Source organism: Chryseobacterium candidae (assembly GCF_004916905.1).
Lineage (GTDB): Bacteria > Bacteroidota > Bacteroidia > Flavobacteriales > Weeksellaceae > Chryseobacterium > Chryseobacterium candidae.
In genome coordinates, this window is sequence record NZ_SDLV01000003.1 from 243,193 (window position 1) to 268,640 (window position 25,448).

The 25,448-nt window shown below is 37.3% G+C and carries 20 protein-coding genes; 13 read left to right on the forward strand and 7 right to left on the reverse strand.

All coding sequences use genetic code 11. The features are described from left to right. Positions 1-26 precede the first annotated feature (26 nt). The 4 genes from EK417_RS01870 to EK417_RS01885 all read left to right on the forward strand — a co-directional run bounded on the left by EK417_RS01870 (position 27) and on the right by EK417_RS01885 (position 4,787). On the forward strand, positions 27-662 hold the full coding sequence (locus EK417_RS01870) for a carbonic anhydrase (protein WP_136521173.1): 636 nt from the start codon (positions 27-29) through the stop codon (positions 660-662). A gap of 523 nt (positions 663-1,185) precedes the next feature. Continuing rightward, positions 1,186-3,795, forward strand: a complete 2,610-nt coding sequence (locus tag EK417_RS01875) for an RHS repeat domain-containing protein (protein ID WP_228457872.1) — start codon at positions 1,186-1,188, stop codon at positions 3,793-3,795. A 2-nt stretch (positions 3,796-3,797) separates the two neighbouring features. After that, positions 3,798-4,142: a hypothetical protein gene (locus EK417_RS01880; RefSeq protein ID WP_136521175.1), complete on the forward strand. Its 345-nt coding sequence runs from the start codon at positions 3,798-3,800 to the stop codon at positions 4,140-4,142. Between the two features lie 123 nt (positions 4,143-4,265). Then, the gene (locus EK417_RS01885; RefSeq protein WP_136521176.1) at positions 4,266-4,787 is read left to right on the forward strand and encodes a hypothetical protein; all 522 of its coding nucleotides are present in this window, start codon (positions 4,266-4,268) and stop codon (positions 4,785-4,787) included. Between the two features lie 136 nt (positions 4,788-4,923). Here EK417_RS01885 and pth read toward each other — a convergent pair whose 3' ends face one another. The 7 genes from pth to mfd all read right to left on the reverse strand — a co-directional run bounded on the left by pth (position 4,924) and on the right by mfd (position 13,769). After that, entirely contained in the window at positions 4,924-5,487 is a 564-nt protein-coding gene (gene pth, locus EK417_RS01890) for an aminoacyl-tRNA hydrolase (RefSeq protein WP_136521177.1), read from the reverse strand. Between the two features lie 87 nt (positions 5,488-5,574). After that, positions 5,575-6,507 carry a hypothetical protein gene (locus EK417_RS01895; RefSeq protein WP_110366488.1) on the reverse strand — a complete coding sequence of 311 codons (933 nt, stop codon included), beginning with the start codon at positions 6,505-6,507 and terminating at the stop codon, positions 5,575-5,577. A gap of 99 nt (positions 6,508-6,606) precedes the next feature. Beyond that, a complete protein-coding gene (locus tag EK417_RS01900) occupies positions 6,607-7,482 on the reverse strand; it encodes a hypothetical protein (protein WP_136521178.1) in 876 nt (291 codons plus the stop codon). A 152-nt stretch (positions 7,483-7,634) separates the two neighbouring features. Further along, positions 7,635-8,372 (reverse strand): hypothetical protein, encoded by a 738-nt coding sequence (locus EK417_RS01905; protein ID WP_136521179.1) that lies wholly within the window; start codon positions 8,370-8,372, stop codon positions 7,635-7,637. Between the two features lie 8 nt (positions 8,373-8,380). Then, positions 8,381-9,205, reverse strand: coding sequence for a hypothetical protein (locus tag EK417_RS01910; RefSeq protein WP_228407977.1), 825 nt, complete (start codon positions 9,203-9,205; stop codon positions 8,381-8,383). A gap of 2 nt (positions 9,206-9,207) precedes the next feature. After that, entirely contained in the window at positions 9,208-10,029 is an 822-nt protein-coding gene (locus tag EK417_RS01915; protein WP_136521180.1) for a hypothetical protein, read from the reverse strand. A gap of 371 nt (positions 10,030-10,400) precedes the next feature. Then, entirely contained in the window at positions 10,401-13,769 is a 3,369-nt protein-coding gene (gene mfd / locus EK417_RS01920; RefSeq protein ID WP_136521181.1) for a transcription-repair coupling factor, read from the reverse strand. Positions 13,770-14,019: 250 nt separating this feature from the next. On the opposite strand from mfd, the gene EK417_RS01925 reads away from it, so the two are divergent. From EK417_RS01925 to dnaB, 9 genes are all read left to right on the forward strand, one after another. Further along, positions 14,020-14,415: a hypothetical protein gene (locus EK417_RS01925; protein ID WP_136521182.1), complete on the forward strand. Its 396-nt coding sequence runs from the start codon at positions 14,020-14,022 to the stop codon at positions 14,413-14,415. Between the two features lie 181 nt (positions 14,416-14,596). Further along, positions 14,597-14,893 (forward strand): hypothetical protein, encoded by a 297-nt coding sequence (locus EK417_RS01930; RefSeq protein WP_076595986.1) that lies wholly within the window; start codon positions 14,597-14,599, stop codon positions 14,891-14,893. Between the two features lie 135 nt (positions 14,894-15,028). Beyond that, positions 15,029-16,528, forward strand: a complete 1,500-nt coding sequence (locus EK417_RS01935; RefSeq protein WP_136521183.1) for a GH3 auxin-responsive promoter family protein — start codon at positions 15,029-15,031, stop codon at positions 16,526-16,528. A gap of 69 nt (positions 16,529-16,597) precedes the next feature. Beyond that, entirely contained in the window at positions 16,598-16,960 is a 363-nt protein-coding gene (locus EK417_RS01940) for a hypothetical protein (protein ID WP_076595988.1), read from the forward strand. Between the two features lie 92 nt (positions 16,961-17,052). Beyond that, complete coding sequence (locus EK417_RS01945; protein ID WP_076595989.1) at positions 17,053-18,288, forward strand: MFS transporter; 1,236 nt, start codon at positions 17,053-17,055, stop codon at positions 18,286-18,288. A 303-nt stretch (positions 18,289-18,591) separates the two neighbouring features. Next, entirely contained in the window at positions 18,592-19,197 is a 606-nt protein-coding gene (locus EK417_RS01950) for a tetratricopeptide repeat protein (RefSeq protein WP_136521184.1), read from the forward strand. A gap of 168 nt (positions 19,198-19,365) precedes the next feature. After that, a complete protein-coding gene (locus tag EK417_RS01955; RefSeq protein WP_076595991.1) occupies positions 19,366-21,438 on the forward strand; it encodes an FIDD domain-containing protein in 2,073 nt (690 codons plus the stop codon). 101 nt (positions 21,439-21,539) lie between these two features. Next, entirely contained in the window at positions 21,540-23,687 is a 2,148-nt protein-coding gene (locus EK417_RS01960; protein WP_228457873.1) for an FIDD domain-containing protein, read from the forward strand. Between the two features lie 155 nt (positions 23,688-23,842). Then, positions 23,843-25,429: a replicative DNA helicase gene (dnaB, locus tag EK417_RS01965; protein WP_076595993.1), complete on the forward strand. Its 1,587-nt coding sequence runs from the start codon at positions 23,843-23,845 to the stop codon at positions 25,427-25,429. Positions 25,430-25,448: the final 19 nt, after the last annotated feature.

The following is a 25,448-nucleotide window of genomic DNA, read 5'->3' on the forward strand; positions in this document are numbered from 1 at the left end:
ACTTTAAATTCGAAAATAATAAAAATATGAAAGCACATACATACGAAACCCAGTCTACTATTACTCCTGAGAAAGCATTGGAATTCTTAAAAGAAGGAAACCAGAGATTTGTAAACAATCTTAAAGCAAACAGAGACCTTCTTGAACAAGTGAATGCAACCCGTGAGGGACAGTGGCCTTTTGCAGTAGTTTTAAGCTGTATAGACAGCCGTACCTCTGCAGAGCTTATCTTTGACCAGGGATTGGGAGATGTATTCAGTATCAGAATTGCCGGTAACTTTGTGAATCAGGACATTCTGGGATCTATGGAATTTGGCTGTAATGTTGCAGGTTCTAAACTTATTGTAGTTTTAGGACACACCAAGTGCGGAGCTTTGAAAGGAGGTCTTGATGCTGCAAAAATTGAAGGCATGGGAATGGACAACCTGAACCACCTTATCAACCACTTCAATCCTATTATCAATGACATTATTGAAGAGAATGAAGAGCGTTCATCTAACAACAGCTTGCTTCTTGAAAGGCTTAATCATCAAAATGTAAAAAGTGCGATTGAAGATATCCGTAAGCAAAGCTCAACACTTAAAAATCTCGAAGCTGAGGGTAAAATTAAAATCGTGGGAGCAAACTATGACGTGGAAACAGGTGTAGTAACCTGGTTATAAGAAGTAAAACTCTTACATTTCAATTATAATTTACAGAAAAATGCCATCGGAATCCGATGGCATTTATGTTTTATTATATATCATCATAAAATAAGATAATTATAAACCCGGCTTGTCAATAAACTGGCTTAAATAGCAACATATTTCATTTCAAAGAGATTTAGTTTTAATTATTGAAAATTAATTATAATATTGCAGTTTCTTTTTAAAGAAAAAATACGACATGATTTGTCGTTATAAAGCTATGGTTTTGTTATTGAGTAAACTAAAAACCAACATCTCAAAATAAAAAATGAATGTAACTTGAAAATCTTATCGTAAAAAAACAAATTAAGGCACTGTAATGTTACGGAAACGTATATTAGAAGTGTGAAAGTTTACCACAAAAACTATCGGCAGGACAACTTCCCGGACACTTGATGCTTTAGGAAATGTCCTATCATCCACCGATAAAGGCGGAACAGTACAATTTTCTTATAATGCAGCAGGTCAGCAAATCCAGGCAAAATATGCGGAGCATATTGTGACTACCCTATACGATGACTGGGGCAATAAAATACGGGTAGAAGATCCTTCAACCGGTGTATATGAATACCAATATCTTGGTTATATGGGGGCTTTGTCAAGAGTAATAAGCCCAAAAGGTGAAAAAAGGTTTCAATACAACAGTCTTGGGCAGCTTATCCTACAGAATGAAAAGTCTACCACTGGAAGCGAAACTGATAAAGCGATAAATTTCTCCTATAACAATAAGGGAAGACTTACTGTAAAAGAAGGAACCTCCAATGGAAAAAAATATTCGTATACCATAAATTATGATCCGCAAGGACGGACAATAGCTTCTTTTCAGGAAACTCCTGAAGCCTACTTTTCACACAAGAATGTTGTCTATGATAACAAGGGAAGAATAAGCTCTTATGAAAAAGAAATACATACTTCTGTGGGAACAACAGCTGCTTCTATCGAAAATGTGTACAGTGCCTGGAATGGTGAGCTTTCTCAGGTTAAGGAAAAAACTTCAGGCAAAGTTTTATGGGAGCTGAAAGAAACCAATGCAAAAGGATTGCTGGTAAAGGCTAAGCTGGGAGCAGCTGACATTAATAATGAATATGACTCTAATGGGTTTTTGACGAATGTTAATCATTCTTCCGCGGTTCAGCCAAATATCCTTAAAATCTCGTATTCATTTGACGCGATTAAGAATGAGCTTAAAAGCAGAAAATCGGGAGTCACTCCTTATACAGAATATTTTGATTATGACGACAACAACCGCTTGGTCAACTGGACGGATCCTATTACTGGTATTAAGCCAGCTGCAAACAGGAATATTTATGATGCTAAGGGTAGAATATTGGAAAATGATCAGGTAGGAACTATCAAGTATGAAAATGCAGGCAAGATTTATCAGGCCACCAGTATGACCCTTAATAACAACGGAATAGCAAATTATAATCAGGATTTGATTCAGCATGTTCTTTACAATGAGAACAACGATCCGGTTTTCATTAACGGAGAAAGAGGTGACGTTGCATTTGAGTATGGATTAACCGGGATGAGACAAAGAGTTACCTATGGAGGAAACTTTAATGCAGATGACAGTGGGAAATTTACCCGGTTGTATAGTGAGGAAGGAAGCTTTGAAGTGGTAAAAAATAATCTTACCGGAGAAGAAAAACATATCATTTATATTGAAGGCAGTCCATATGAAAGTAATATTGTATTTTTGAAGAGTTTTGATGAGCTTACCGGATCATTTAAATTCTTGCATAAGGACTATCTTGGAAGTATCTTGGCCATCAGTGGAGAAGAAGGTTATCTATTCGAAAAACGCCACTATGATGCTTGGGGAAACTTTACCCACTTACAGATTGGGACCAGTATAATAGCTGTTGGTAAAGCCAACATTGAAGAAACTTTAGAAGCGTGGGGAACACCACTTCTGATAGACAGAGGCTATACCGGTCACGAGCATTTTATGGAAGTAGGCATCATCCACATGAATGGAAGGCTCTATGATCCGCTTCTCAGAAGGTTCCTGAATGCGGATGAAAATATCCAGGACCCATTCAATACTCAGATCTATAACAGGTATGGGTATGTGATGAATAATCCGCTAATCTACACTGATCCAAATGGAGAATTTGCATGGATTGTTGTAGGAGCAGTAATAGGCGGCTATTTAACAGGAGTAAAAGCGAATGGTTCATGGAATCCAGTAAAATGGAACTGGGGAGCGACCTGGGGAAAAATTGCGATGGGAGCTGCTGTAGGGGCATTCACCGGAGGTGTTGGAGCAGCTGTTGGTTCTGCATCCCTTGCCGCCGCAGGCGCCTATGGAATCCAGGGTGGTCTGCTGGGAGGAGCGATCGCGGGTGCTTCTGGAGGAGCAATTGCAGGAGCTATTAACGGATTTGCCACTGCCGTAATGTTTGGAGAAGATGTGATAGAGGGAACGGTAATGGGTGGCTTATCAGGTGCCGCTATAGGAGGTGCGGCTGGTGCTATTGCCGGAACTATAGGTCAGCTTGCCCAAAACGCAAAGGCAGCTCAAATTGGCGCCCCGCAAGGAACAATCTTAAAAGGAGCTCCCATTGCTGAAGGTAGAAGTGCATGGACATTTAACAATACACCAAAAACTACCACAGTAGGAGCAACTCCTGTGAAAACTACCCCTATAGAAATTGGGGATATTGGTGTCAGTACTGATCAATATGTAGGGACAAAGTTTGTTAACGAACAACCAGTAAAAGTTTATGAGGAAGGGCCACAAAAAATATTCAAAGGAAATTATGCAAGTAATGAAGGAGCATCAAAGACAACCACTTCATTACGCAAAGTTGGCACAGTTTTAGAAAGTGTTGATGATGTTATGGCTAACCCTAATCTTTTAGATGGAAAATCCTATGGATATGTACGTAGTATTTTAGGTAATTCAAAGAATTGGGTTAATGATGTTATGAGACGAAGTACTCGAGCAAATGGTTGGGTACTTCGTGAAATGAATCAGACAGGTAATGATTTTACAGGAAGAATGATACAATATCATCCAGGTACCCCAAGACATTTCAATGGTATGCCATATTGGAAAGTATCATCAGGAAATGGAACCTTTAGAATACCCTTAAATCCATAAATATGAAAAATCAATATAAAAAAATTGTAGAAAGTTTAAAATTATTAGCATCCTCGTTAGAGGAACAGGAGAAATACTTACCCGATTTTGCAGATGTCCCAGATGACGTTACATCAACTTTTGAAAATGCTTTTTTATTATTACCTCCTCTTATAGAAAGTAATAAATTTTCCAATGCTTCAATAGCATCAATTTTACGTTTGAATAATAAAGTACAATGGTGTTTAAGAAATATTGATTTGGATGACTTTTCAAATTCAGAGTGGAATAAAGTAAGAGAAATGGCAAAAAATACGCTTCAAATAATGGGAGAGTCCTTTGGGAAACCCGATCTCCATTATATATGATAAAAACTTATAAATATTAGTTTAATAACTCATTACCTATTGCGTTCTAAAAACACGCAATAGGTTTTTTTTAAAAATAGCCATAGAATATATGCAAATTTAATAAGCTGACTAAATTATACTATGAAAAATGTTCAATTAGACTATTCACAATTATTGTTTTTATATGCTTATTTAAGATTAGTTGATCTTTCACTTGACAGAAGCAAGTGGACTACTTGGGATGAGCTTCAGGATTATTTTAAAAATATTATAGCACCTTCTCAAATCGCTCAATATCTTATTAATATTTTTAATTTACCTCAAACAGATTTTAAGAATTTCAATTTTATCCCTCAAAATAAATCTTTGCTTAATAGGTTGAGACCAATTGTATTTAATACTGTCCCATTAAAACAGAAAGAAGTTTTATATTGTTGCAAACTCTTATTTCAATTTGATGAATCACTTCATTCAGATATTAAAAAATATCATTTAGGAATTGAAAGAATAAGAATAGATATTGCTGAATACTATTCAAATGTCTTAGGCCGAATGATATTATGGAATGATTTAGAGAAACTGATGAAAATTGAACACTTTTGGCAAAATGAGAAAATTGATATTTCTAAATTAGAAGAATTTATACCTAAGGATTTTGGATAAATTAAACAGATCTTAAGAATGGAGATTATTCTCGAAAACAATAATATGACTACCTCAAAAACGAGGTAGTCATTTTTTATATGAATTTCTTTTTAAAACTACTTTTTCATCTCATTAATAATTTTTTATAACGAAATTATTTTCCGTTAAAAGCAGACATCGTATTATTCAATCCGACAAAAACGAAAGAAAGAGCAGCTTTGGAAAAGGTTTCAATTCTTTCGGTAAGCTTTTCAGCTTCTTCTTCATTCCAGGTTCCTAATACATAATCTACCTGTCGACCGGCAGCAAAGTCTGCAGAGATCCCGAAGCGAAGCCTGGCGTAGTTTTGAGTCTGCAATACTTCATTGATATTTTTAAGTCCGTTATGACCCGCATCAGATCCTTTTCCTTTCAGTCTTAGAGTCCCGAAAGGAAGAGCCAGGTCATCGGTAACAATGAGCACATTCTCCAAAGGAATGTTTTCTTTCTGCATCCAGTATTTCACAGCATTTCCCGAAAGATTCATATACGTATCAGGCTTAAGGATAAAAACTTTTCTTCCTTTATGTTTTCCTTCTGCCAACCATCCGAAATTCGATGTATTGAATGATACTTCAAGGGTTTCCGCTATTTTCTCAGCTACTTTAAAGCCTATGTTATGCCGTGTATTTTCATATTCTGAGCCTTTGTTACCAAGCCCGACAATTAAATATTTCATCAGAAATTTTTTGCAAAATTAAGGTATAAAAAATAAAAAACTCAATCTTAGGAAAGATTGAGTTTGAATATTGTTAAAAAAATTCTTCTATTGTGGTTTATAGATGTAATTAACGCCATATCCTTTTGTCATGTAAGTCTGAGGATCATAAACGTAATTGGTACTCTTCACTATCGGTGTCGGAATTGGCGGTGTAAGATCTGTTACCGACCATCTCTTAGGGTTGTTTGGAGACAAGATAAGACTTTCTTTATCATTGATCACTGTAGATAATAATCTTGAAATTTTATATACATGCGGTAACAATGTGAATGGGCTTACCTGCTCATCATAAGCATAGTATTCGTAGCTATATTTTCCGGTAACAGCACCAAATGCTCCTCCTGTCATTGTTCCATAGTGTCTTACCACTTTAGATACATTGTCTCCTACATAAGTATAGGCAGTTTTGGAATAATCTGTGAAGTTAAGCGGCGCTCCCGGAACGTCCGGACCGTTTCTCATAATTATTGAATCCAGTTTTCCTGTAGCAGTACTGTACTTAACCTGATAAGCCGTTTTCTCTTTTTTCAGTAACGTCTGTGGTCCCGGAGGATCTCCAGGTATTAACGGCGGTGTTCTTCTGAAGGTTGAACGGTTTTCAGAAATCAGCTGCAGTTTGCTATTGTTTGCATAAGTAAACAATTGAGTATAGGATACACTGTCTTTATCCAGCTTTCCGTTTCCGTCAAGATCCAGGAAACCGTTGAAATTAATCTGACTGATTTTATCACCACTGTACATAATATCAGTGATAGAAGCACTGTCTGTTATTACTTTAGTCACAAGAAGTCCGCTGTAGCGATATTCTGCGATCGTATCTTTATCTGTAATTTCTCTGTATAATGCTCTGGGACCGCTTAATCCTCCTGTGTTGTTGAGATCCAACAAAGGATTTCCATCCTCATCCAGCATGTCCTTGCAGGAATGTACTGAGGAGAAACCTGCGATTAGTAAAATAAAATAGAAAATTTGCTTCATTTCCTTGTAATTGATTATTTTTTTGACAAATATAATTTTTTTTTGCCTAAAAATTGTATTATTATTTATATTCTGCTAAGATTAATAACTATATTTCTTCTATAAATTTTTATAGGTAAAAGTTAAATTCTGGTTTTTCTCAACCACCACATACCCTTGATTATCATAAGAATAACTTTGAGCAGTATTAACAGGAGTAGCCGGTGATGGTAATTCTATGAACATAGAAGTGGGATTATTCGGAGATGTTTTATAGAACTGAGCCGGATTGATCAGACTTCGGGTGATGAAATATACTGATGGCAATGTAGAATACGGGCTTTTCTGAGTATCGTAGTTCTGGAAACTATACTTACTTATTACTGCCGTACTCATATTCGGGTTTCCGTTGATATCCAGCAGACCTTTGGAACAAACGACCTGAATTATATTTTCTCCCGTATACACAAAAGAATAATTAATAAATCTGTTATAAGCGCTTATTCCTCCTTCTTTTCTTTTCTCAAGAATTTTGGTAAGCCTGTTGGTAACCGGATCATAGGTAAATGCATAATCACTTACAACAGAAACTGACGGCGTTGCTCCCGTAGCTGTAGAAGTAGCATTATAAATCTTTTTACCTATAGCATCCGGAACAATATTAAATTCATAAGTGAGGCTGGATGCTGCTGAACTTACATATTTAATTTTAGTGATATTTTTATCCGTGTATGTTACCGTTGCCGTATAATAAGCACTTCCGGCAAAAGACTCATCTTTAGACACTGCAGTCTGCAGATCTCCGGTTACAGCTGTTGTAACATATTCTTCCTGGGAAACATTATTGGCAGTAACCTTTGCTAAAATCTTTTTAGGAGGAGATCCGTCATCCGGATTCGGGATAGATTCTGTAGGATCTGAGGTAGTATTACATGCTGTCAGCAGCCCAAGAAAAGCAATACCGGCAAACATTTTAAAAAAATAGTTTTTTACCATATAGAATTTTTTTAGCTTGTCCAAATATAATTCAATTTTCGATAATACACTTTACTTTATCTGAATAAATTCACAAGAAATAGAGTTAATAAACAAAAAAAATCTAAAAACATAACGTTTTTAGATTTATGATTATTGTATTATTATGAAAATTAATAAGGTTGCAATATGGATGTTGTCAAAACAGACTGTGACATATCGCTGTTGAGGAAATTAGTATCAACCGCTTTTCCTATTCCCAAGGTTGTTCCTGCAATGGCTCTTTTTATACAGGCTACTTTAACAGAATACTGGTTTTTAGGAGTAAGATTGGTAAGGGTTGCATTAAGATTAAAAATCTTATAAGCACCACTATCCCCCAATAATACATCTGTTCTTACTGCTCTAAGGGCATTATCAACAAAAACACCACAGGCAAAACTTGCAGAATTCGTTCCCGTTTTCTGAACAGTTGTCTGAAATGAGAATGTAGCCTTATTTGTGCCATTGGTCACGGAGAATGTATCCACAGTTCCAGGAATTACTGTCCAGCCTCCAGTAAGGGCTTCCCCATCATTATAGGGATTGGTAGCCCCGCTGCTACCGGTAAAACTAACTCCGGTTTTGTCTGAAACGGTATTAATGGAAAACACAGACATACTTCCCTGCCCATCTGCAATTTTAATTGATTTCCAGTCATTTACACCTAAATCTGTATTATTGTGAAATATATCACCTGCTGTTCCGGCAGATCCTTTTAGGACATCAGTACCTCCTGTTCTTAATTCTTTTCTGATATTGAGATCTCCGTTCACATCCAGCATATTAGTCGGATTAGGAGTATTTATACCCACTTGAGCATTTGCTGCAACAGCTGATAAAAGCGAAGTTACAAATAATATTTTTTTCATAATCCGTTTTAATTTATAATCGTATTAAACACTTCAGGAACTTCATATACGTCTACTTTAAGAGAAGATTGTGAAATAAAACTATTGATATTACTATACACATTAGTTCCTATAGAAAGGATATTTCCGGCTCCTGAAGCACCATAAGATCCTAATCTCGTACAGGCAACGCTAACGGTATGATTTCCCTGGGAAAGATTTTCTACAATCCCGATCTGGGTATGAGTAAGAAAAGGATATGAAGTAGTAATTGCCTTTAGATTTCTCTGTCTCAGGTTCACCAGCTTATTATCCACAAAGATACCACATGCATAATCTATGGAGTTATCTGTACTTCCTGCTGCCATAAAATCAGCCTGTACAACAGTTTCAAACTGGAAGTAAGCCTTGCTTTGAGTACTGAAAACAGTAATGGTTTGTGAAAGGCCGTCTATTTTCTTAAAATTGGTAAGTGTACTATAGTCCTTTCCCTTCGTAAAGGTTCCGCCTCTTGAAGTCATGCTTACTGAAGAGTTTTCTGAAGAAGAAAAGGTGACTCCTACTTTATCTGAAAAAGAGTTGTTATAGATCAGGTAAAATTTATTGGGTTCATATTCAGGAATACGCAATGATTTCCAGATTGGAGGAAAGCCTTCACCCTGAGAAACAAGAATCTGATCATTGTTTCCTTGAAATATTGAGTTATCAGCAGCATTAAGGACCGCAATTTTATTTCTGAAATTCACATCTCCGTTTACATCAAGTTTTGCGTTTGGGGTATCTGTTTTTATTCCCACCTGAGCCGTTGCAAAAATGCTTATGCTAAGAAGCAGCGTTGATATTAGTTTTTTCATCATTAGTTGTTTTTATAGCTCACGTATTCTATAACATCCATTTTCATGGTAGATTCCAGCGTAAATGCACTGGAAGCGCCATTTGAAGACTCTACATTTCGTCCGATAGCAAATTGTGAAGTAGAACTTGAAGTATCAATCTTTCTGCACGCGATTTCAATATTGTGAACCCCTACAGGGACGTTCTGTTCTGTATAATTAAGAGTAAAGATATAGTCCTGAAGGCCAGCTTTCCCACTATTATTATTAGAAGCAATTCTATCCGGGCGTACCGCTACCAATGCTCCGTTTCTGAAAACACCACAAGCAAATCGTACGCTTTGTACGGCAGTAGATGAGGATGCTTTCATTTCAATTCCTGTCTGGAACTGATAGGTAAGTCTGTTTTTTCCGTTTTTGATGGTAAAAGTATTGTCAAGTCCGTCTATCTTTTTCCAATTTCCTTTAGTAACATCAGTAATATTATCTCCAACTTGGTTTGTGTAGACACCGTCACCGGCAACACCAGCGGTAAGTGATATAATACCTGTTTGATCTGATGACAGATAAGAATTAATCAACTTATACTGTCCCTCTTCCATAAAGGAAACATTCAAAGATTTCCACACAGGCGGCAATCCTTCGCCCTGAGAAACCAAAACCTGGCCGTTTAACCCGGCATTTCCAGCCTGAGTTGATGTACCGCCTACTCTAAGTTCTTTTCTTAAGGTGGTTTTTCCGTTCACATCAAGAACAGATTTGGGCTTTGCAGTACCTATCCCCACCTGAGCGTTGGCGTAGAATGAAAGAAATCCAGCTACGCAGCAATGTATAATTGTTTTCATAATTAATGACTGCAAAGTTACATAACGAAGTCGAAAAAATTTCAGTCACCAATCTATAAGCCTATAGAAATAAACACATTAGAAGATAGAATTATTCACACACAAAAGTAGAATTATTTCTACATAACTCTACTTTTCATGTATTAAAAAAAGGTACTCACACCTCAACCCCTTGCTGTATGGGGTTTTACAAGATTTTTTTTATCATTACAAAGTGATTACAAGCCCTCGAAAACAGGCTTAATTCTCTTTAACGGGAATACTACAAAAGAAAAATATGATAATAATCACAAAAAAACGCATAAAAAATCAAGTTTTTGATGCGTTTTAGTAATTTTTATAATGCTACTTCCAATAAATGAAACAAAAATTTAATCATGATTAATGATTGCTTTCAACAATAGATTAACTTCATCTACATTTTTAACTCTTTCTTTCCTCATCATCAACTGATTACCTTCTTTTCCTGATTTTTCTTTAAGCTGGGCTTCGGCCGGATTCCGGGTCAGATAACTAATAATATGCCGGAATCTATCTGTCTGATAAAACTTATCCTGAGGATTTCCCGGGAAGTACCCTAAAAATACGCCGTTTTTCATGACTATCTTTTCAAAACCGATGTCAGCAGCAAGCCACTTCAATGAAACACTCTTCAAGAGATTGACAGCTTCTTTCGGCAGTGCCCCAAAACGGTCAATCAGTTCCAGTTCAAACTGATGAAGGCCTGCTTCATTAGTAATTTCAGCAATTTTCTGATAGAGCAGCAACCTTTCTTCTGTATTGGAAATATAGGAGTCCGGCAGCATCAATTCCAAATCAGTATCAATATTGACATCCTTCACAGATTTAAAAAGCTTCTGCCTGTCTTCTTCATTTTCAAAAAGGTTTTCAAAATCTGCATCATCTTTTAGTTCTTCCAGTGCTTCCTGCATTAGTTTCTGATAGGTTTCAAACCCCATCTCATTGATGAACCCACTCTGCTCAGCACCCAGAAGATCTCCTGCACCTCGGATTTCCAGGTCTTTCATCGCAATCTGGAAACCGCTTCCCAGATCTGAAAACTGTTCAATAGCTTCCAGACGTTTTCTGGCATCCGAAGTCATCATATCATAAGGTGGAGTAATCAGATAACAGAATGCTTTCCTGTTACTACGTCCTACCCTTCCTCTCATCTGATGCAGATCCGCCATACCAAACCTTTGTGCATCATTGATAAAAATAGTATTGGCATTCGGAACATCTACTCCACTTTCTACAATGGTAGTGGACACAAGAACATCATATTTCCCTTCCATAAAATCCAGAACATTCTTTTCAAGCTGCTTCCCTTCCATTTGCCCATGCCCTGTAATCACTCTCGCATCAGGAACCAGCCGCTGGATAAGTCCTGCAATATCTTTCAGGTTTTCAATTCTGTTATTGATAAAGTATACCTGACCATCTCTCTGAAGCTCATAAGAAACGGCATCGCGAAGGGTTTCTTCATTGAATCCTATTAATTGCGTATCTACAGGCTGTCTGTTTGGCGGCGGTGTTTTGATAACGGATAAATCCCTTGCAGCCATTAATGAGAACTGTAAAGTCCTCGGAATAGGAGTCGCTGTAAGGGTAAGTGTATCCACATTATTTTTCAAAGTTTTCAGTTTATCTTTTACTGAAACCCCGAATTTATGTTCTTCATCAATAATCAGCAATCCAAGATCTTTAAATTTTACTGAACTGCTTACCAACTGATGTGTTCCTATAATGATATCTACTTTTCCGTTCTTTAAAGCCTCTAAAGTCTCCGATTTCTGCTTAGCTGTCCTGAATCGGTTTACATACGCAACATTCACCGGAAAATCTTTAAGTCTTTCTTTAAAACTTCTGTAATGCTGAAAGGCAAGAATAGTGGTTGGAACCAATACTGCAACCTGCTTACCATCTGTAGCGGCTTTAAATGCAGCTCTGATCGCAACTTCCGTTTTACCGAAACCTACGTCACCACAGACAAGCCTGTCCATCACCGTATCAGCTTCCATATCTTTCTTTACATCTACGGTAGCCTTTTCCTGATCCGGCGTATCTTCATAAATAAAGCTGGCTTCCAGCTCGTTCTGCAGGTAGGAATCCGGAGTAAAAGCAAAGCCTTTAGCCGTTTTCCTCTGGGCATACAGTTGAATCAGGTCAAAAGCAATCTGCTTAACCTTCGCTTTTGTCTTCTGTTTTAAAGATTTCCATGTTGGAGACCCAAGTTTACTCAGAACAATTTCTCTTCCATCCGGTCCATTGTATTTCGATATTTTATGCAGAGAGTGAATACTTACATATAATAAATCTCCATTTTTATAGGTAAGTTTGAAACATTCCTGGATCTTTCCGTCATTATTCACTTTCACCAATCCCATAAACTTCCCGATTCCATGATCAATATGGGCAATATAGTCTCCTATTTTCAGAGACATCAGGTCTTTCAGGGTGAGTTGTTCAGATTTTGCAAAGGTATTTTTAGCTTTATATCTCTGGTAACGGTCAAATATCTGATGATCCGTGTAAACCAGTAACTTGTGTCCGTTATCTACAAATCCTTCATGAAGTTCAGACTTAAAACTTTTAAATGGAAGCTCATGTTGAAGCTCTTCAAAGATGGATTCCAGCCTTTCTTTCTGTTTTTCTGTTGAAAAGGAAATCCAGGTATCAAATCCGCTGTTCTGTTTTTCTTCGATATCTTCAATCAACAATTCGAAGTTTTTATGAAAAGAAGGCTGTGGAAGCTGCTCCATTTTTACTTCAGCTACTTCTTTCAGTCCTTCAATGATCATTCCTCCAAAATCAATTGTTTTGAATTTTTTATAGTCAAACAGAAACTCCTGATCAGAAATAAAAAGCTCCTGCGGAGTCCTGTGGGCAATGTCTTTACTTAATGTATCATATTTTTCCAAAGATCTTTCATAGAACGTCCGGATCTTCTGCATTCCTACCATTCCGTTTTTAGAAACCACAAAACTTTCCGTAGGCAATAGCTGCAACAGAGAAACCCTGGTTCCCGTTACTGAAAAGTTCATATTGGAAACCAACTGGAAATCCTTTACTTTATCTACCGAAAGCTGTGTTTCGATATCAAAGGTTTTGATACTTTCCACTTCATTACCGAAGAACGTAATTCTGTACGGTTTTTCATGTGAATAGGAAAACACATCCACAATTCCTCCTCTCACAGAAAATTCTCCCGGTTCAGAAACAAAATCAGCCTGCTGGAAATGATAATGATTAAGCAGTTCATCCACAAAATCAAAATCCAGCTGGTCTCCTACTTTAATATGATGGGAAATTGCTTTAAAATCTTCCTTTTTCAAAACCTTTTCAGATAAAGCTCCGGCGTAAGCCACAATAACTTTCGGAGATCTCCCGGAATTGATTTTATTAAGAACCTCAGTCCTTAAAACCAGATTGGCATTCTGAGTCTTTTCTACCTGATAAGGTTCAAGATGGGTTGCCGGAAAATACAGCACCTTATCCTTGCCCAAAAGATCTTCCATCTCAGTATTGGCATACAAGGCATCTTCCTTATCATCTACCAGATAAAGAATATTCTTCTTGTGGGCCAAAAAAAGCTCAGCCACAAAAATAGAAACCGAAGATCCGGCGCTTCCTTTTACAGCAATATGCTGACTGTTTTCTAACTGGGTAAAAATTTCTTTCCCAAACTCTTTCTGCATAAGGTCTGGAAGGAACTTTTCATTGATGGATTTTAACTGCATAAATAGTAATGGTATAAACGAAAAAAGCGATTTCGGGAGTTTTCCGAAACCGTTGATGGTATACAAAGGTACGGATATTTTTTCTCTTCCTCAGAAAAACAGAAAGACCGAAGGTTTAAAATGAAGGACTTATCTTCATAAATCTTAATTTTTTACAATTTTATCTAATAACCTGTTAAAAAAAATCAACTTTCTCCCCATGGCATAGTGTTTGGGACTTCCAGCCTAACCAAACATTAAGAATAGTATTATGAAAAAAGCAATTAAAATCTTAGGAGTTATGATGCTGTTATTATTCACAGCATTATCTTTTTCGTCGTGCAGCAAAGATGACGACCCTGTCAACAATGAATTTTTCGCCGGAACCTACAAAGGAAAAGTCTCTTATAATGATGGAGGCTCTACCAATATCAGCACAGACAATGGAAGTGTATTTGTAACGAAGATCGCCAGCGGCACCAAATATAATTTCGCTTTCTCCAACAGCATTCCGAATCTTAACGGAATAGAGTTTAATCAGGAAGGAGATCATACTCTGGTGATGATTGGTTCTACAGCAACCTCTTATATCAGAATTGACAATAATGTTCTAAAAATCCTGTATGTCAAAGATGGCAAAACGTGGACAGCCAACTGTACGCGCTAGCCATGTCTATTTATATATTATGCAAGCCTGTTTCCGGAAATGGAGACGGGCTTTTTCATTGTAAATGAAGTGTTTTAATTTTTTTTTAAGCTGTAATAAACTTTAGTTAAGTTTGAAAATACTGTTTTTGTAGCCTGCTTTTTGTATATCTTTATTTAACAAAAAACAAACAATAATTCTTATGAAAAAATTCTTATCTGCAATGTCTTTGATCCTGGGATTAGGACTTGCCACTGCTCAGCAGACTGCTCCCGCTACAGGTGCTACTGCACATCCGCCTGTAAAAGCAACTACAGCAAAAGCTGCGAAACCAGCTGAAGTGAAAGCTGCAAAACCTGCAATGGATGCAAAAGCAGTGAAGCCTGCACAACCGGCTGCCAAAATGAAAAAAGACGGCACTCCGGATAAGAGATATAAAGAAAACAAACACCTGAAAAAAGACGGTACTCCTGATAAAAGGTACAAAGAAAATAAATAAGCATAACATTAACATATAGTTGTTATTTTCATAATCAAATTTCGAAAAACCGGTGGAACACGTTCCATCGGTTTTTTTATGTGAAGCTTCGTAAAAAATGATTCAAGATTCTTTACTTATTTATAAATTTGACCCATGTTAAACTTCTTCAAGAAAAATGCAGCGCTGATTTGGGCAAAGAGACATGTTCAGAAAGCGGAGGATTTCAAAAAAAATGCTGAAAAAAACCAGGAAGACTTATTAATTTCTCTGGTGAATACAGCTCAAAAAACACTTTTTGGACGGGAACATGATTTTGAAAACATTCATTCTGTAAAGGATTTTCAGGACAGAGTTCCTGTAGCCGATTATGAAGATCTGAAACCTTATATTGAAAGGGTAAAAAAGGGACAGTCCAATATTTTATGGACGGAAACTCCGGAATATTTTGCCAAAACTTCGGGAACGACTTCCGGATCTAAGTACATTCCGATTTCCAAAGAAGGAATGCCATTTCAGATTGCCGGAGCCCAAAGTGCATTATTTCATTATATCAGCAAAAAGAATAACGCTGATTTTGTAAACGGAAAAATGATTTTCCTTCAGGGAAGCCCGGAACTGGAAGAAGTATTTGGAATAAAAACAGGAAGACTGTCTGGTATTGTAGCGCATCATATTCCTAATTACCTTCAGAAAAACCGTCTGCCAAGCTGGAAAACCAATATTATGGAAGACTGGGAAGCGAAAGTAGACAAAATCATAAAGGAAACGGAACATGAAAACATGACACTCATCTCAGGAATTCCACCATGGCTGATCATGTATTTTGAAAAGTTAACAGAAAAACACGGTAAAAAGATCAAACAGCTTTTCCCAAATCTTCAGCTTATTGTAACAGGAGGAGTCAACTATGAACCTTATCGTGATAAAATGGAAGAGTTATTGGGAGGCAAAGTAGACATTGTTCAGACTTTCCCTGCTTCTGAAGGTTTTTTTGCTTTTCAGGATGATTACACCAAAGAAGGACTGCTGCTATTGACCAATCATGGAATTTTCTACGAATTCATACCTTTGGAAGAATATGGCAAGCCTGGAGCAAGAAGATTGACGTTAAAAGAAATTGAGCTTCATAAAGATTATGCATTGATTCTTACGACCAATTCCGGATTGTGGGCTTATTCTATAGGAGATGTTGTAAGATTTATCAGTAAAGATCCGTACAGGGTTTTGGTGAGCGGGAGAACCAAACATTTTACCTCTGCATTTGGTGAGCATGTGATTGCTATTGAAGTGGAAGAAGCAATGAAAGCTGCGCTTGAAAAACATCCTGCACAGATTACGGAATTCCATCTCGCTCCGCAGGTGAATCCGGCTGAAGGACTTCCCTATCACGAATGGCTGATAGAATTTGAAAAAGAACCTGAAAACTTCGAAACTTTCAGGGATGAACTGGATCTGCAGCTTCGGGCAAAGAATACTTACTATGATGATTTGATTTCGGGAAATATTTTACAAAAACTGCAAATCACCAGACTTAAAAAAAATGCCTTTCATGAATATGCAAAATCCCAGGGAAAATTAGGGGGGCAAAATAAGACCCCAAGATTGGCTAATGACAGAAAGATTGCAGATCTATTGGAAATTTATAAAATTTAATCATATTTTTTCAATTCCAAAAACGTATATTCAAAAAAAATTATAAATTTGAAAAACTAAAAGAAAATAATGAAAGCATCTGTACTGTTGAAATCATCTTTACTAACATCTTTATTTGTTATTACATCTTGTGCTACTACAAAATACAGCGAAGATATTTCAAAAAATAATTACTCTAATCTTGAAGCCGGAAAAATATACAAAGTTACAATGAGAGACGGCTCTCCGAAGCAGACGATCTTATTCAGAAACGTTGTTGGCGAAAATCTTGTAGGTACAGCCGGTAAAAAAGACAGTACAGAAGTGATTATTCCTAAAGCAAATGTAGCTGCCGTAAAAGACAGAAGAAAAGCAAGAATTGCGGCAGGTGCTACCATTATCGGAGCAGCAGGTGTTGCTGCCATCGTATTAAGTTCTTCCAGAGCTGACTAAAATAGATTTTATCTTTTGAGACTTATTTAATATATCTTTCAAAAATTGTCATATGAATAGCCCTAAATAAATTTTTAGGGCTATTTTTGTTCATGATTTCCTTTACCCCGTTACAAACATTACAAAATGTTGAGTTCAGAAATCTTCTTAGCGGGAGATTTTTTATTGTTTTAGCCTTCCGAATGCTCGCTACTTTATTAGGATGGTGGGTGTATCAATTAACAAAAGATCCTTTTTCAATAGGCCTTATCGGACTTTCAGAGGTGATTCCTGCTGTAAGCTGTGCGCTGTATGCCGGACATGTTATTGATATGAATGAAAAAAAGAGACTGCTTCTTATTTGTAATTATGCCTATATTTTTCTGATCGGACTTCTGCTGATTCCTGCATTCCTGGATGTGGAAATGCACTTTACAGGTCATCAGATTACCTATTATATTTATGGGGTTATCTTTTTCACCGGGATAGCAAGAGCCTTTATCGGTCCCATTGTTCCTTCCATGATACCTAAAATCGTAAAGAAAGAGAATCTTCCCAATGCCGTAACCCTGAACCAGGCCACTTTCCTGATTTCTTCTGTTTGCGGACATGCTATTGGAGGTGTTCTTATTGGATTTATCGGTGTAAAATGGACACTGGTTGCTATTTTAGCACTCATATTGGTTGCTTCATTATTTTTCTGGCAGCTTCACAAACAGTATTCAGAATACAAAAAGGAAACAGTAAATGTAGCAGAAAGCATGCGCGAAGGAATTTCTTATATTTTTAAAACCAAGGAGATTCTGGGTGCTTTATGTCTTGATATGTTTGCCGTACTTTTTGGCGGAGCAGTAGCTATGATCCCCGTATTTGCAACAGACATCCTGAATTCAGGAGCTGAAGGTTTCGGCTTACTGAATGCAGCTTCGGATATTGGTTCCATGTGTATTATTACTATTTTATCTATTGTTCCTCTCCGAAAAAATCAGGGAAAAATACTTCTTGCTGTTGTTACAGGATTCGGGCTATGTATCATTGGATTCGGTTTATCAAAATTATATTGGCTGTCTTTTATGTTCCTGGTGATGAGCGGAATGCTGGATGGAATTTCTGTGGTTATCCGAGGTACCATTGTACAGTTAAAAACACCGGATCACATCAGAGGTCGTGTTCTGAGTGTGAATTCAATTTTCATCATGTCCAGCAATGAAATGGGACAGTTTGAAAGTGGACTTATGGCCAAATTACTTGGTGTTGTGCGCTCTGTGGTATTTGGCGGCTGTATGACTGTTTTAATTGCCCTGCTGGTGGGAAGTACCAATCCTAAATTGAGAAAGATGCAATATTAATTTATTGTTTATCAGACCATTTAAAATCTGACGTCAAAAAAACAAGAATCCGAAATACTTAAAATCAGAATAGAACGTTTTCTATTCTGATTTTTATTTTATACCTGTTTTTTAAAAATTTATAAAAGAATTCAATCTCAAATATTTATCAAAACCACCAATATCTTTACGATCTCCATATAATCTAACCCAAACAATAAAATACAATATTTAAAACCAACACATTACTTTCGTTAAATATATCTCAAAATCTTTAATTTAACGTTAATAATTTTTTATATTTGCTTCATAAAATATCCCCCTATGACTAAACTTTTACTAATTTTGAGCTTTCTCATGACAGGTTCTCTGATAAATGCTCAATTTTTTTCAGATCAAACCCTACAACAATCTGTTTTGCAGCTCAATAATGCTACAACAGAAAACGACTACAATATGCTTTTTTCTAAGTTTTCAGAAGCTAAAACTTCAGAAAAATGGCAGGCTAATTACTACGCTGCAGCAACATTGTATCTTAAGACCAATTTCCTTTTAAAGAACAGCCCGAACAGTCCTCTTGGAGAGCCTAATGAATCTGCAAGAAAACTGGCCATGCAGGCCCTTGCTTCTGAAAAGAATAATGGGGAGGTAAATATTCTCCTTGCTCTTATTCATTTTCAGAAAATAAGAATAAAAACAGCTGCAGACCCTCAAAAGGAATTAAAAACAGCTACAGGCTTTATGGCCAAAGCGGAAACTACTTTAAAGAACAATCCCAGACTTTCTTTTTTAAAGGCTGAAATAGCTGAAAAACAAGGAAACAAGACGGAGGCTATAAAGTTCTATAAAAAAGCAGCCAAAGAATTTGAAACATCAGACCCCTCATCCGCTTCACCTAATTGGGGAAGACAGCTGATCGGAACAAATTAACAGTAAGAATATGCATGATCTCCTGATCAAATCGGGACGATCAGTTTTTTTGATATGAAAGACTTAAAAATCCATCGAATGTTTAGAGAAACATTACTTTATATCAGATAAAAAACAGCATTTTTTGTAACTAAACACTTTTACTATTTGTTTTTAAAATTAATTCTCATGAAAAAAACATTACTTGTTTTCTTAATCATATTTTCACATATTTTATTTGCTCAATCAGATTGCGGCACTGCAATGGCGGTGTGCGGCAACACTGATATATCCTATACTCCCAACGGCCATGGAGACATTGCGGAAGACCTCGGCGGATGTTTAACTTCTGACGAAAAGTTCTCCGTATGGTATTCTTTTACCGTTGCTACAGGTGGAACTCTTACCTTTGAAATCATCCCTAACGACCAGGGAGATGATTATGACTTTGGAGTATACGGACCAAACAAATCTTGCGGAAACCTGGGAGCTCCAATACGTTGTTCATATTCCGGACAAAGTGGAAACACTGGTCTTAATATGACCGCTACAGATCTTAGTGAGGACGCTACAGGGGACAAATGGGTAAAATATCTTGACGTATTGCCTGGCCAGACTTACTATATTATTGTAAACAACCACAGAGAGACAGCTAACGGATTCAAATTATCATGGGGTGGTACAGCTACTTTATCATCTCCGTTCACTGATCCGAATATTCAGCCTTATCCATTCGTTCCACCGGGAATTCCAGGAGCTAATCCTACTGACCCAAGAGAAGTAGTGGTATGTTCAAATCCGGCGACTTTTGATTTCGCATCGTTATCAGCAGGAATTCTTAATGGTAACCCTAATTTCAGCATCAGCTACCACACCAGTCAAAATGATGCCTTAACCGGTAACAACCCTCTTGTTGGCCCACAAACTGTTACTCCTGTTGGCGTTTATTTCTATAGCATCAATTATACTGATCCTACTAACCCGAACAGCCCTGTTAATAAATGCAGACAGACGGGTAAATTTAAATTTAAAGATGGCACCATCAAGGCTACCAATGTAACGCTAACAAGCTGTAATAATAACAATGCAGGTACCGCAACTTATGATCTAACAACTGCCGCTGTTTTTGCTGATCCAACCGCGACTAAAAAATATTATCATACTTTATACGATCTGAATAACTCAATTAATGAGATTACCAACATCTATCAGTTTGTTTCTGCAGAAGGTAAAATATATGCAAAGGTAACCTCTGTTTTCGGATGTAGTGATATTGCAGAAATTACCCTTAAGTTCTACCCGCAAATCATTGCAAAAGATGCAGAATTAAGATCATGCTTTATTGAGGCAAATCCTTCCACAGCTTTATTCAACCTTGATAATGCTGCTGTAATCACTCCACAGGCAGGTATTACTAAAAAATACTTCCCTTCACTGACCGATGCAATTGATGGAACCAATGAAATTTTAAACGCTAATTATATTGCACCAAGCGGTTTGGTATACGTAAGAGTATCTGACACCAGAGGATGTTATGTAGTAGTGAAAATTGGTTTAACAGTAATTGCCCCGGTAACATCTAATGTATTGAAAGACAAAATTATCTGTATAGAAGACACTACAACTTTAGATGCGGGACCCGGATTCAAAAGCTATGAATGGAGCACAGGAGCTACAACACAGTCTATCAAAGATGTAGGTGTAGGTATTTACTGGGTAAAATTAAAAACAGGAGAATGTGTTGCCACTCAAAAGGTAACAGTTTATCCTTCTGAACAGCCGGTAGTAACAAACATCGATATTAACAACACTACATTAACAATCAATGTTATTGGAGGAACTCCGGATTATCAGTATTCTATGGATAAAATTTTATGGCAGCCGTCTAATGTATTCTCCAATGTAGCAAGAGGAACTTACAAAGTGTATGTAAAAGATGCTTATGACTGCGAACCTATTGAAGTGAACGTAGTAGTTCCTAACCTTATCAATATGATTACTCCCAACGGAGATGGCGTGAATGATGTAGTAGATTATTCTGCTATGGCAGATAAACAGAACCTTATTTTAAGTATCTTTGACAGATACGGAACAAAAATCCACCAGGGAGATAAATCCAACGGTTACAAATGGGATGGTAGAATTGCCGGCAAGAATATTCCTACAGGTACTTACTGGTATTCTGTAACATGGAACGAAAATGACAAGAAGAACACTCCTTTCAAGTTTTCAGGATGGATTGTTGTAAAAAACAGAGAATAAAACACCTTATAATATAAAAAGCCGCTTTGGCGGCTTTTTCTTTTACAAAGAATGATAAAAATTTATTGATTTCAAGTTTGTTTAACAAAAAAGTTTTAACAATGAAAAAAATATTACTTCTTTTTATTTTATTGATAACACAAATGGTGTTTTCACAGTCAGACTGTGTCACAGCAATTCCCATCTGTGGTAATTCTGACATTTCATACACCCCTTCAGGCCCGGGGAATATTATAGAGATTCTTAACCAAAACGGAGGATGCCTCAGCACCAATGAAAGATATACAGTTTGGTATACTTTCACTGTATCCACACCAGGAACGCTGGCATTTAAAATAAAACCAAACGATCAGGGTGATGACTATGATTTTGCAGTTTACGGACCAACGGCAAACGGCTGTGCTTCCTTACAGAATGCGGATCACGTTTTCATACAGCCTATAAGATGTAACTATAGTGGTACTGCAGGAGATACAGGTCTGGATCTTACTCTTGCTCCGCCCGCAGTATTTCCTACCAATCCTCCCGGTGTTACATCCAGTATGAACAATGGAAAATGGAGTCCTTACATGGATGTATTAATGGGACAGACCTATTATCTGGTTATTGACAATTTCAGTAGATCCGTTAATGGTTTTTCTTTAGAATGGTCAGGAACTGCAAGCTTAAGTTCTGCATTTAACGATCCCGTTCTTTCCCCCAACCCATTTATCGCGCCGGGTATTCCGGGAGCTACACCTAATGACCCTAATCAGGTAATGGTTTGTGCGTTGCCTACCCAGTTTGATTTTACAACATTATCTGCAGCTATTATTAATGGTAACAGCCCGAACTTCAAGGTTACTTATCACAAAACCACCAACGATGCTCTTACAGGACAGAACCCTCTTACAGTAACTACTGTAGACGGAACCACAACATATTATTACAGAATTGTATACCAGGATCCCAGCAATCCGAACAACCCTATCAATGGATGCTTTATAACAGGTAAATTCAAGTTTATCAATGTGGGGATCTCCGCCAATTCGGCAACTCTATACTCCTGTAACAACAACGGAGCTGGTACTGCAAAGTATAATTTAACAACAGCCAATGTATTTGGAGGAACCGGAGCAACGATTAAATATTATGCAACGGCGGCGGATATGAATGCGGATATTAATGAAATTACAGATCCCGCCAACTATGTTTCTGCCGAATCTACAATCTATGTAAAAGTAATTTCTTCTTTCGGATGTATTGCAACTACTACCATCAGACTATTATTCTATCCAGCTGTTGTGCTAAAAGATGCTGTACTCCAAAACTGCTATATCGACAACGATGTTATGCGTTCAACATTCGATCTTTCCAAAGCAGATATCGGTGTAGCTGTTCCCACACCTACCGGAACTATTATTAAGTATTACACAACGGTAGCGGATGCTAAAGCACAGACCAATCCTATAACAGCAGCATTCAATTATCTTTCGGAAAGCAAAACAGTATATGCAAGAGTAGATAATGACAAACAGTGTTATTCTATTGCCAAAATAGAGCTTATAGTATTACCTCCTGTAAAATCAGCAGTATTAAAAGACAAAACAATTTGTGCTGAAGCCAAAACAACTTTGGATGCAGGACCTGGATTTGTAAGCTATGAATGGAGCACTGGTGAAACAACACAATCTATCAGCAACGTAGGAGTTGGGGTTTATTGGGTAAAACTTCAGACCGGAAAATGTTTCACACTTCAGGAAGTACGTGTACACGCAAGCCTTCAGCCAGTAGTTTCAGGAATTGAAATTACCAATAACAATATCACCGTAACAGCTACAGGAGGCGTTCCTCCTTACAAATTTTCTGTAGACGGTGTTAACTGGCAGGATTCCAACGTTTTCACAGGCCTTCCCCGAGGAGAAAATACAATATATGTAAAAGACACTTACAACTGTACGCCTATCCAGGTAACCGTGACAGTTCCTAATCTTATCAACGCCATTACTCCGAACGGAGATAACGTAAATGATGTTATTGACTATTCTGCATTAGCCTACAAGAAAAACCTTATCTTCATTGTATATGACAGGTATGGAAACAAACTTCATGAAGCGAAGAAATTCAATAACTTCTCTTGGGACGGAACTGCTTTTGGTAAGAAAATTCCAACCGGAACTTACTGGTACACGATCTCCTGGAACGAAAACAATAAAAACAGTACCGAAACCAAATATTCAGGATGGGTATTGGTAAAGAATAAAGAATAAGTTTTTACTTCATCTTGTTGAAAAATCACCTCAGACTGAGGTGATTTTTTTTATCAACAATAGCAACCTCCTGCTTACAGCATTTTACGAAAGACTGCTAATAATTTGTTGAATACTATTTTTTTATTTTTTTTTAAATAAACTATCTTTGCACCATGGCGCAGAAAGAAACATTATCATCCCTGACACACGGAAACTTTGCAAAAGAATTGTCTATTGCGGATGGAAAAATGCCTCCCAATGCAGTGGATTTTGAAAGACTGGTTATCGGAACTTTTTTGATTGATAAAAAAGGTCTTGACCACTCCATTGACCTTCTTACCCCGGAGGTATTTTATGATCCCAGACATCAGGTCATCTTTTCTACTATCCTGAAATTGTATGAAGGCAACCACCCGGTAGACTTAATGACGATTATTCAGGAGTTAAAAAAAGAAGACAAACTGAGCCAGGCAGGTGGCGATCATTACATTATTGACCTTACCATGGGAGTAAGTTCATCTGCCCATATCGAATATCACGTACGCGTTATTCTTGAAAAATACATTTTAAGAAGCCTTATTAATGTTTCTGCTAATGTTATTGATTCTTCCTACAAAGAATCAACAGATGTTTTCGAACTTCTGGATAAGGCAGAACAGTCTTTCTTCGAGATTACCAACGGAACAATCAAAAAAGGATTCGATACCGCCAACTCATTGGTAAAACAAGCCATTGATACAATTAAATCTTTAAAAGACAAACAGGGACTTTCCGGAGTTCCTTCAGGATTCAGAGATGTAGATAAGGAAACGGGTGGATGGCAGAATTCTGACCTCATTATTATTGCAGCCCGTCCGGCAATGGGTAAAACTGCCTTCCTTCTTTCCATGGCAAGAAATATTGCAGTAGGCCACAAAATCCCTATGGCTTTATTCTCTCTCGAGATGGCATCAGTACAGCTGATCACCAGAATGATTGCTTCTGAAACAAGAATTTCTTCAGAGAAACTAAGAAAAGGAACTCTGGACGATGAAGAATGGCAGAGACTATTTTCCAATGTATCTGAACTGGAAAATGCTCCTTTATATATTGACGAAACCCCTTCCCTTTCCATATTCGACTTCCGTGCCAAATGCCGAAGACTGGTAATGCAGCACGGTGTAAGACTTATCATGGTTGACTACCTTCAGCTGATGACAGCCGGCGGCGGTGGAAAAGGCGTTGGAAATCGTGAACAGGAAATTTCCATGATTTCACGTTCATTAAAAGCGATTGCAAAAGAACTTAACGTACCGGTAATTGCTCTTTCCCAGCTTTCAAGAAGTGTGGAAGCCCGTCCCGGAAAAAGACCTCAGCTTTCAGATCTGAGAGAATCCGGAGCAATTGAGCAGGATGCGGATATTGTATCTTTCATCTTCAGACCTGAGTATTACAAAATTACCGTTTGGGATAATGATGAGGAAGGCCAGGAAACTTCTACAGAAAACCAGGCCGAACTGATTATTGCAAAACACAGAAATGGTGCTACGGCAGATGTCCGATTATCATTCTTAAAACATTTTGCAAAATTCGGTGATATTGAAGCTGCATTTGATGGTGGTGCCGGAGGCGGATATCCTTCCAACTTCGGAGAACCAAGCGGCTTCGACAAGATCAAAACAACAATTCAGCCAGGAGCAGCATTTGACCTTCCGGACAGCTCAAAACTTTCCGGTTCATCAATGAATGACTTTGATGATGACGATGACTTTCCTTTTTAGGTAAAGAATCAATTCAGTT

Coding starts and splice junctions, on each gene's coding strand:
- EK417_RS01910 (WP_228407977.1), bottom strand. CDS start 9,205: ATGAAAAAACTAATATCAACGCTGCTTCTTAGCATAAGCATTTTTGCA.
- EK417_RS01955 (WP_076595991.1), top strand. CDS start 19,366: ATGAAAAAAACATTACTTGTTTTCTTAATCATATTTTCACATATTTTA.
- EK417_RS01935 (WP_136521183.1), top strand. CDS start 15,029: ATGTTAAACTTCTTCAAGAAAAATGCAGCGCTGATTTGGGCAAAGAGA.
- EK417_RS01895 (WP_110366488.1), bottom strand. CDS start 6,507: ATGAAGCAAATTTTCTATTTTATTTTACTAATCGCAGGTTTCTCCTCA.
- EK417_RS01915 (WP_136521180.1), bottom strand. CDS start 10,029: ATGAAAACAATTATACATTGCTGCGTAGCTGGATTTCTTTCATTCTAC.
- EK417_RS01930 (WP_076595986.1), top strand. CDS start 14,597: ATGAAAAAATTCTTATCTGCAATGTCTTTGATCCTGGGATTAGGACTT.
- pth (WP_136521177.1), bottom strand. CDS start 5,487: ATGAAATATTTAATTGTCGGGCTTGGTAACAAAGGCTCAGAATATGAA.
- dnaB (WP_076595993.1), top strand. CDS start 23,843: ATGGCGCAGAAAGAAACATTATCATCCCTGACACACGGAAACTTTGCA.
- EK417_RS01940 (WP_076595988.1), top strand. CDS start 16,598: ATGAAAGCATCTGTACTGTTGAAATCATCTTTACTAACATCTTTATTT.
- mfd (WP_136521181.1), bottom strand. CDS start 13,769: ATGCAGTTAAAATCCATCAATGAAAAGTTCCTTCCAGACCTTATGCAG.
- EK417_RS01945 (WP_076595989.1), top strand. CDS start 17,053: ATGATTTCCTTTACCCCGTTACAAACATTACAAAATGTTGAGTTCAGA.
- EK417_RS01905 (WP_136521179.1), bottom strand. CDS start 8,372: ATGAAAAAAATATTATTTGTAACTTCGCTTTTATCAGCTGTTGCAGCA.
- EK417_RS01885 (WP_136521176.1), top strand. CDS start 4,266: ATGAAAAATGTTCAATTAGACTATTCACAATTATTGTTTTTATATGCT.
- EK417_RS01925 (WP_136521182.1), top strand. CDS start 14,020: ATGAAAAAAGCAATTAAAATCTTAGGAGTTATGATGCTGTTATTATTC.
- EK417_RS01960 (WP_228457873.1), top strand. CDS start 21,540: ATGAAAAAAATATTACTTCTTTTTATTTTATTGATAACACAAATGGTG.
- EK417_RS01950 (WP_136521184.1), top strand. CDS start 18,592: ATGACTAAACTTTTACTAATTTTGAGCTTTCTCATGACAGGTTCTCTG.
- EK417_RS01870 (WP_136521173.1), top strand. CDS start 27: ATGAAAGCACATACATACGAAACCCAGTCTACTATTACTCCTGAGAAA.
- EK417_RS01900 (WP_136521178.1), bottom strand. CDS start 7,482: ATGGTAAAAAACTATTTTTTTAAAATGTTTGCCGGTATTGCTTTTCTT.
- EK417_RS01880 (WP_136521175.1), top strand. CDS start 3,798: ATGAAAAATCAATATAAAAAAATTGTAGAAAGTTTAAAATTATTAGCA.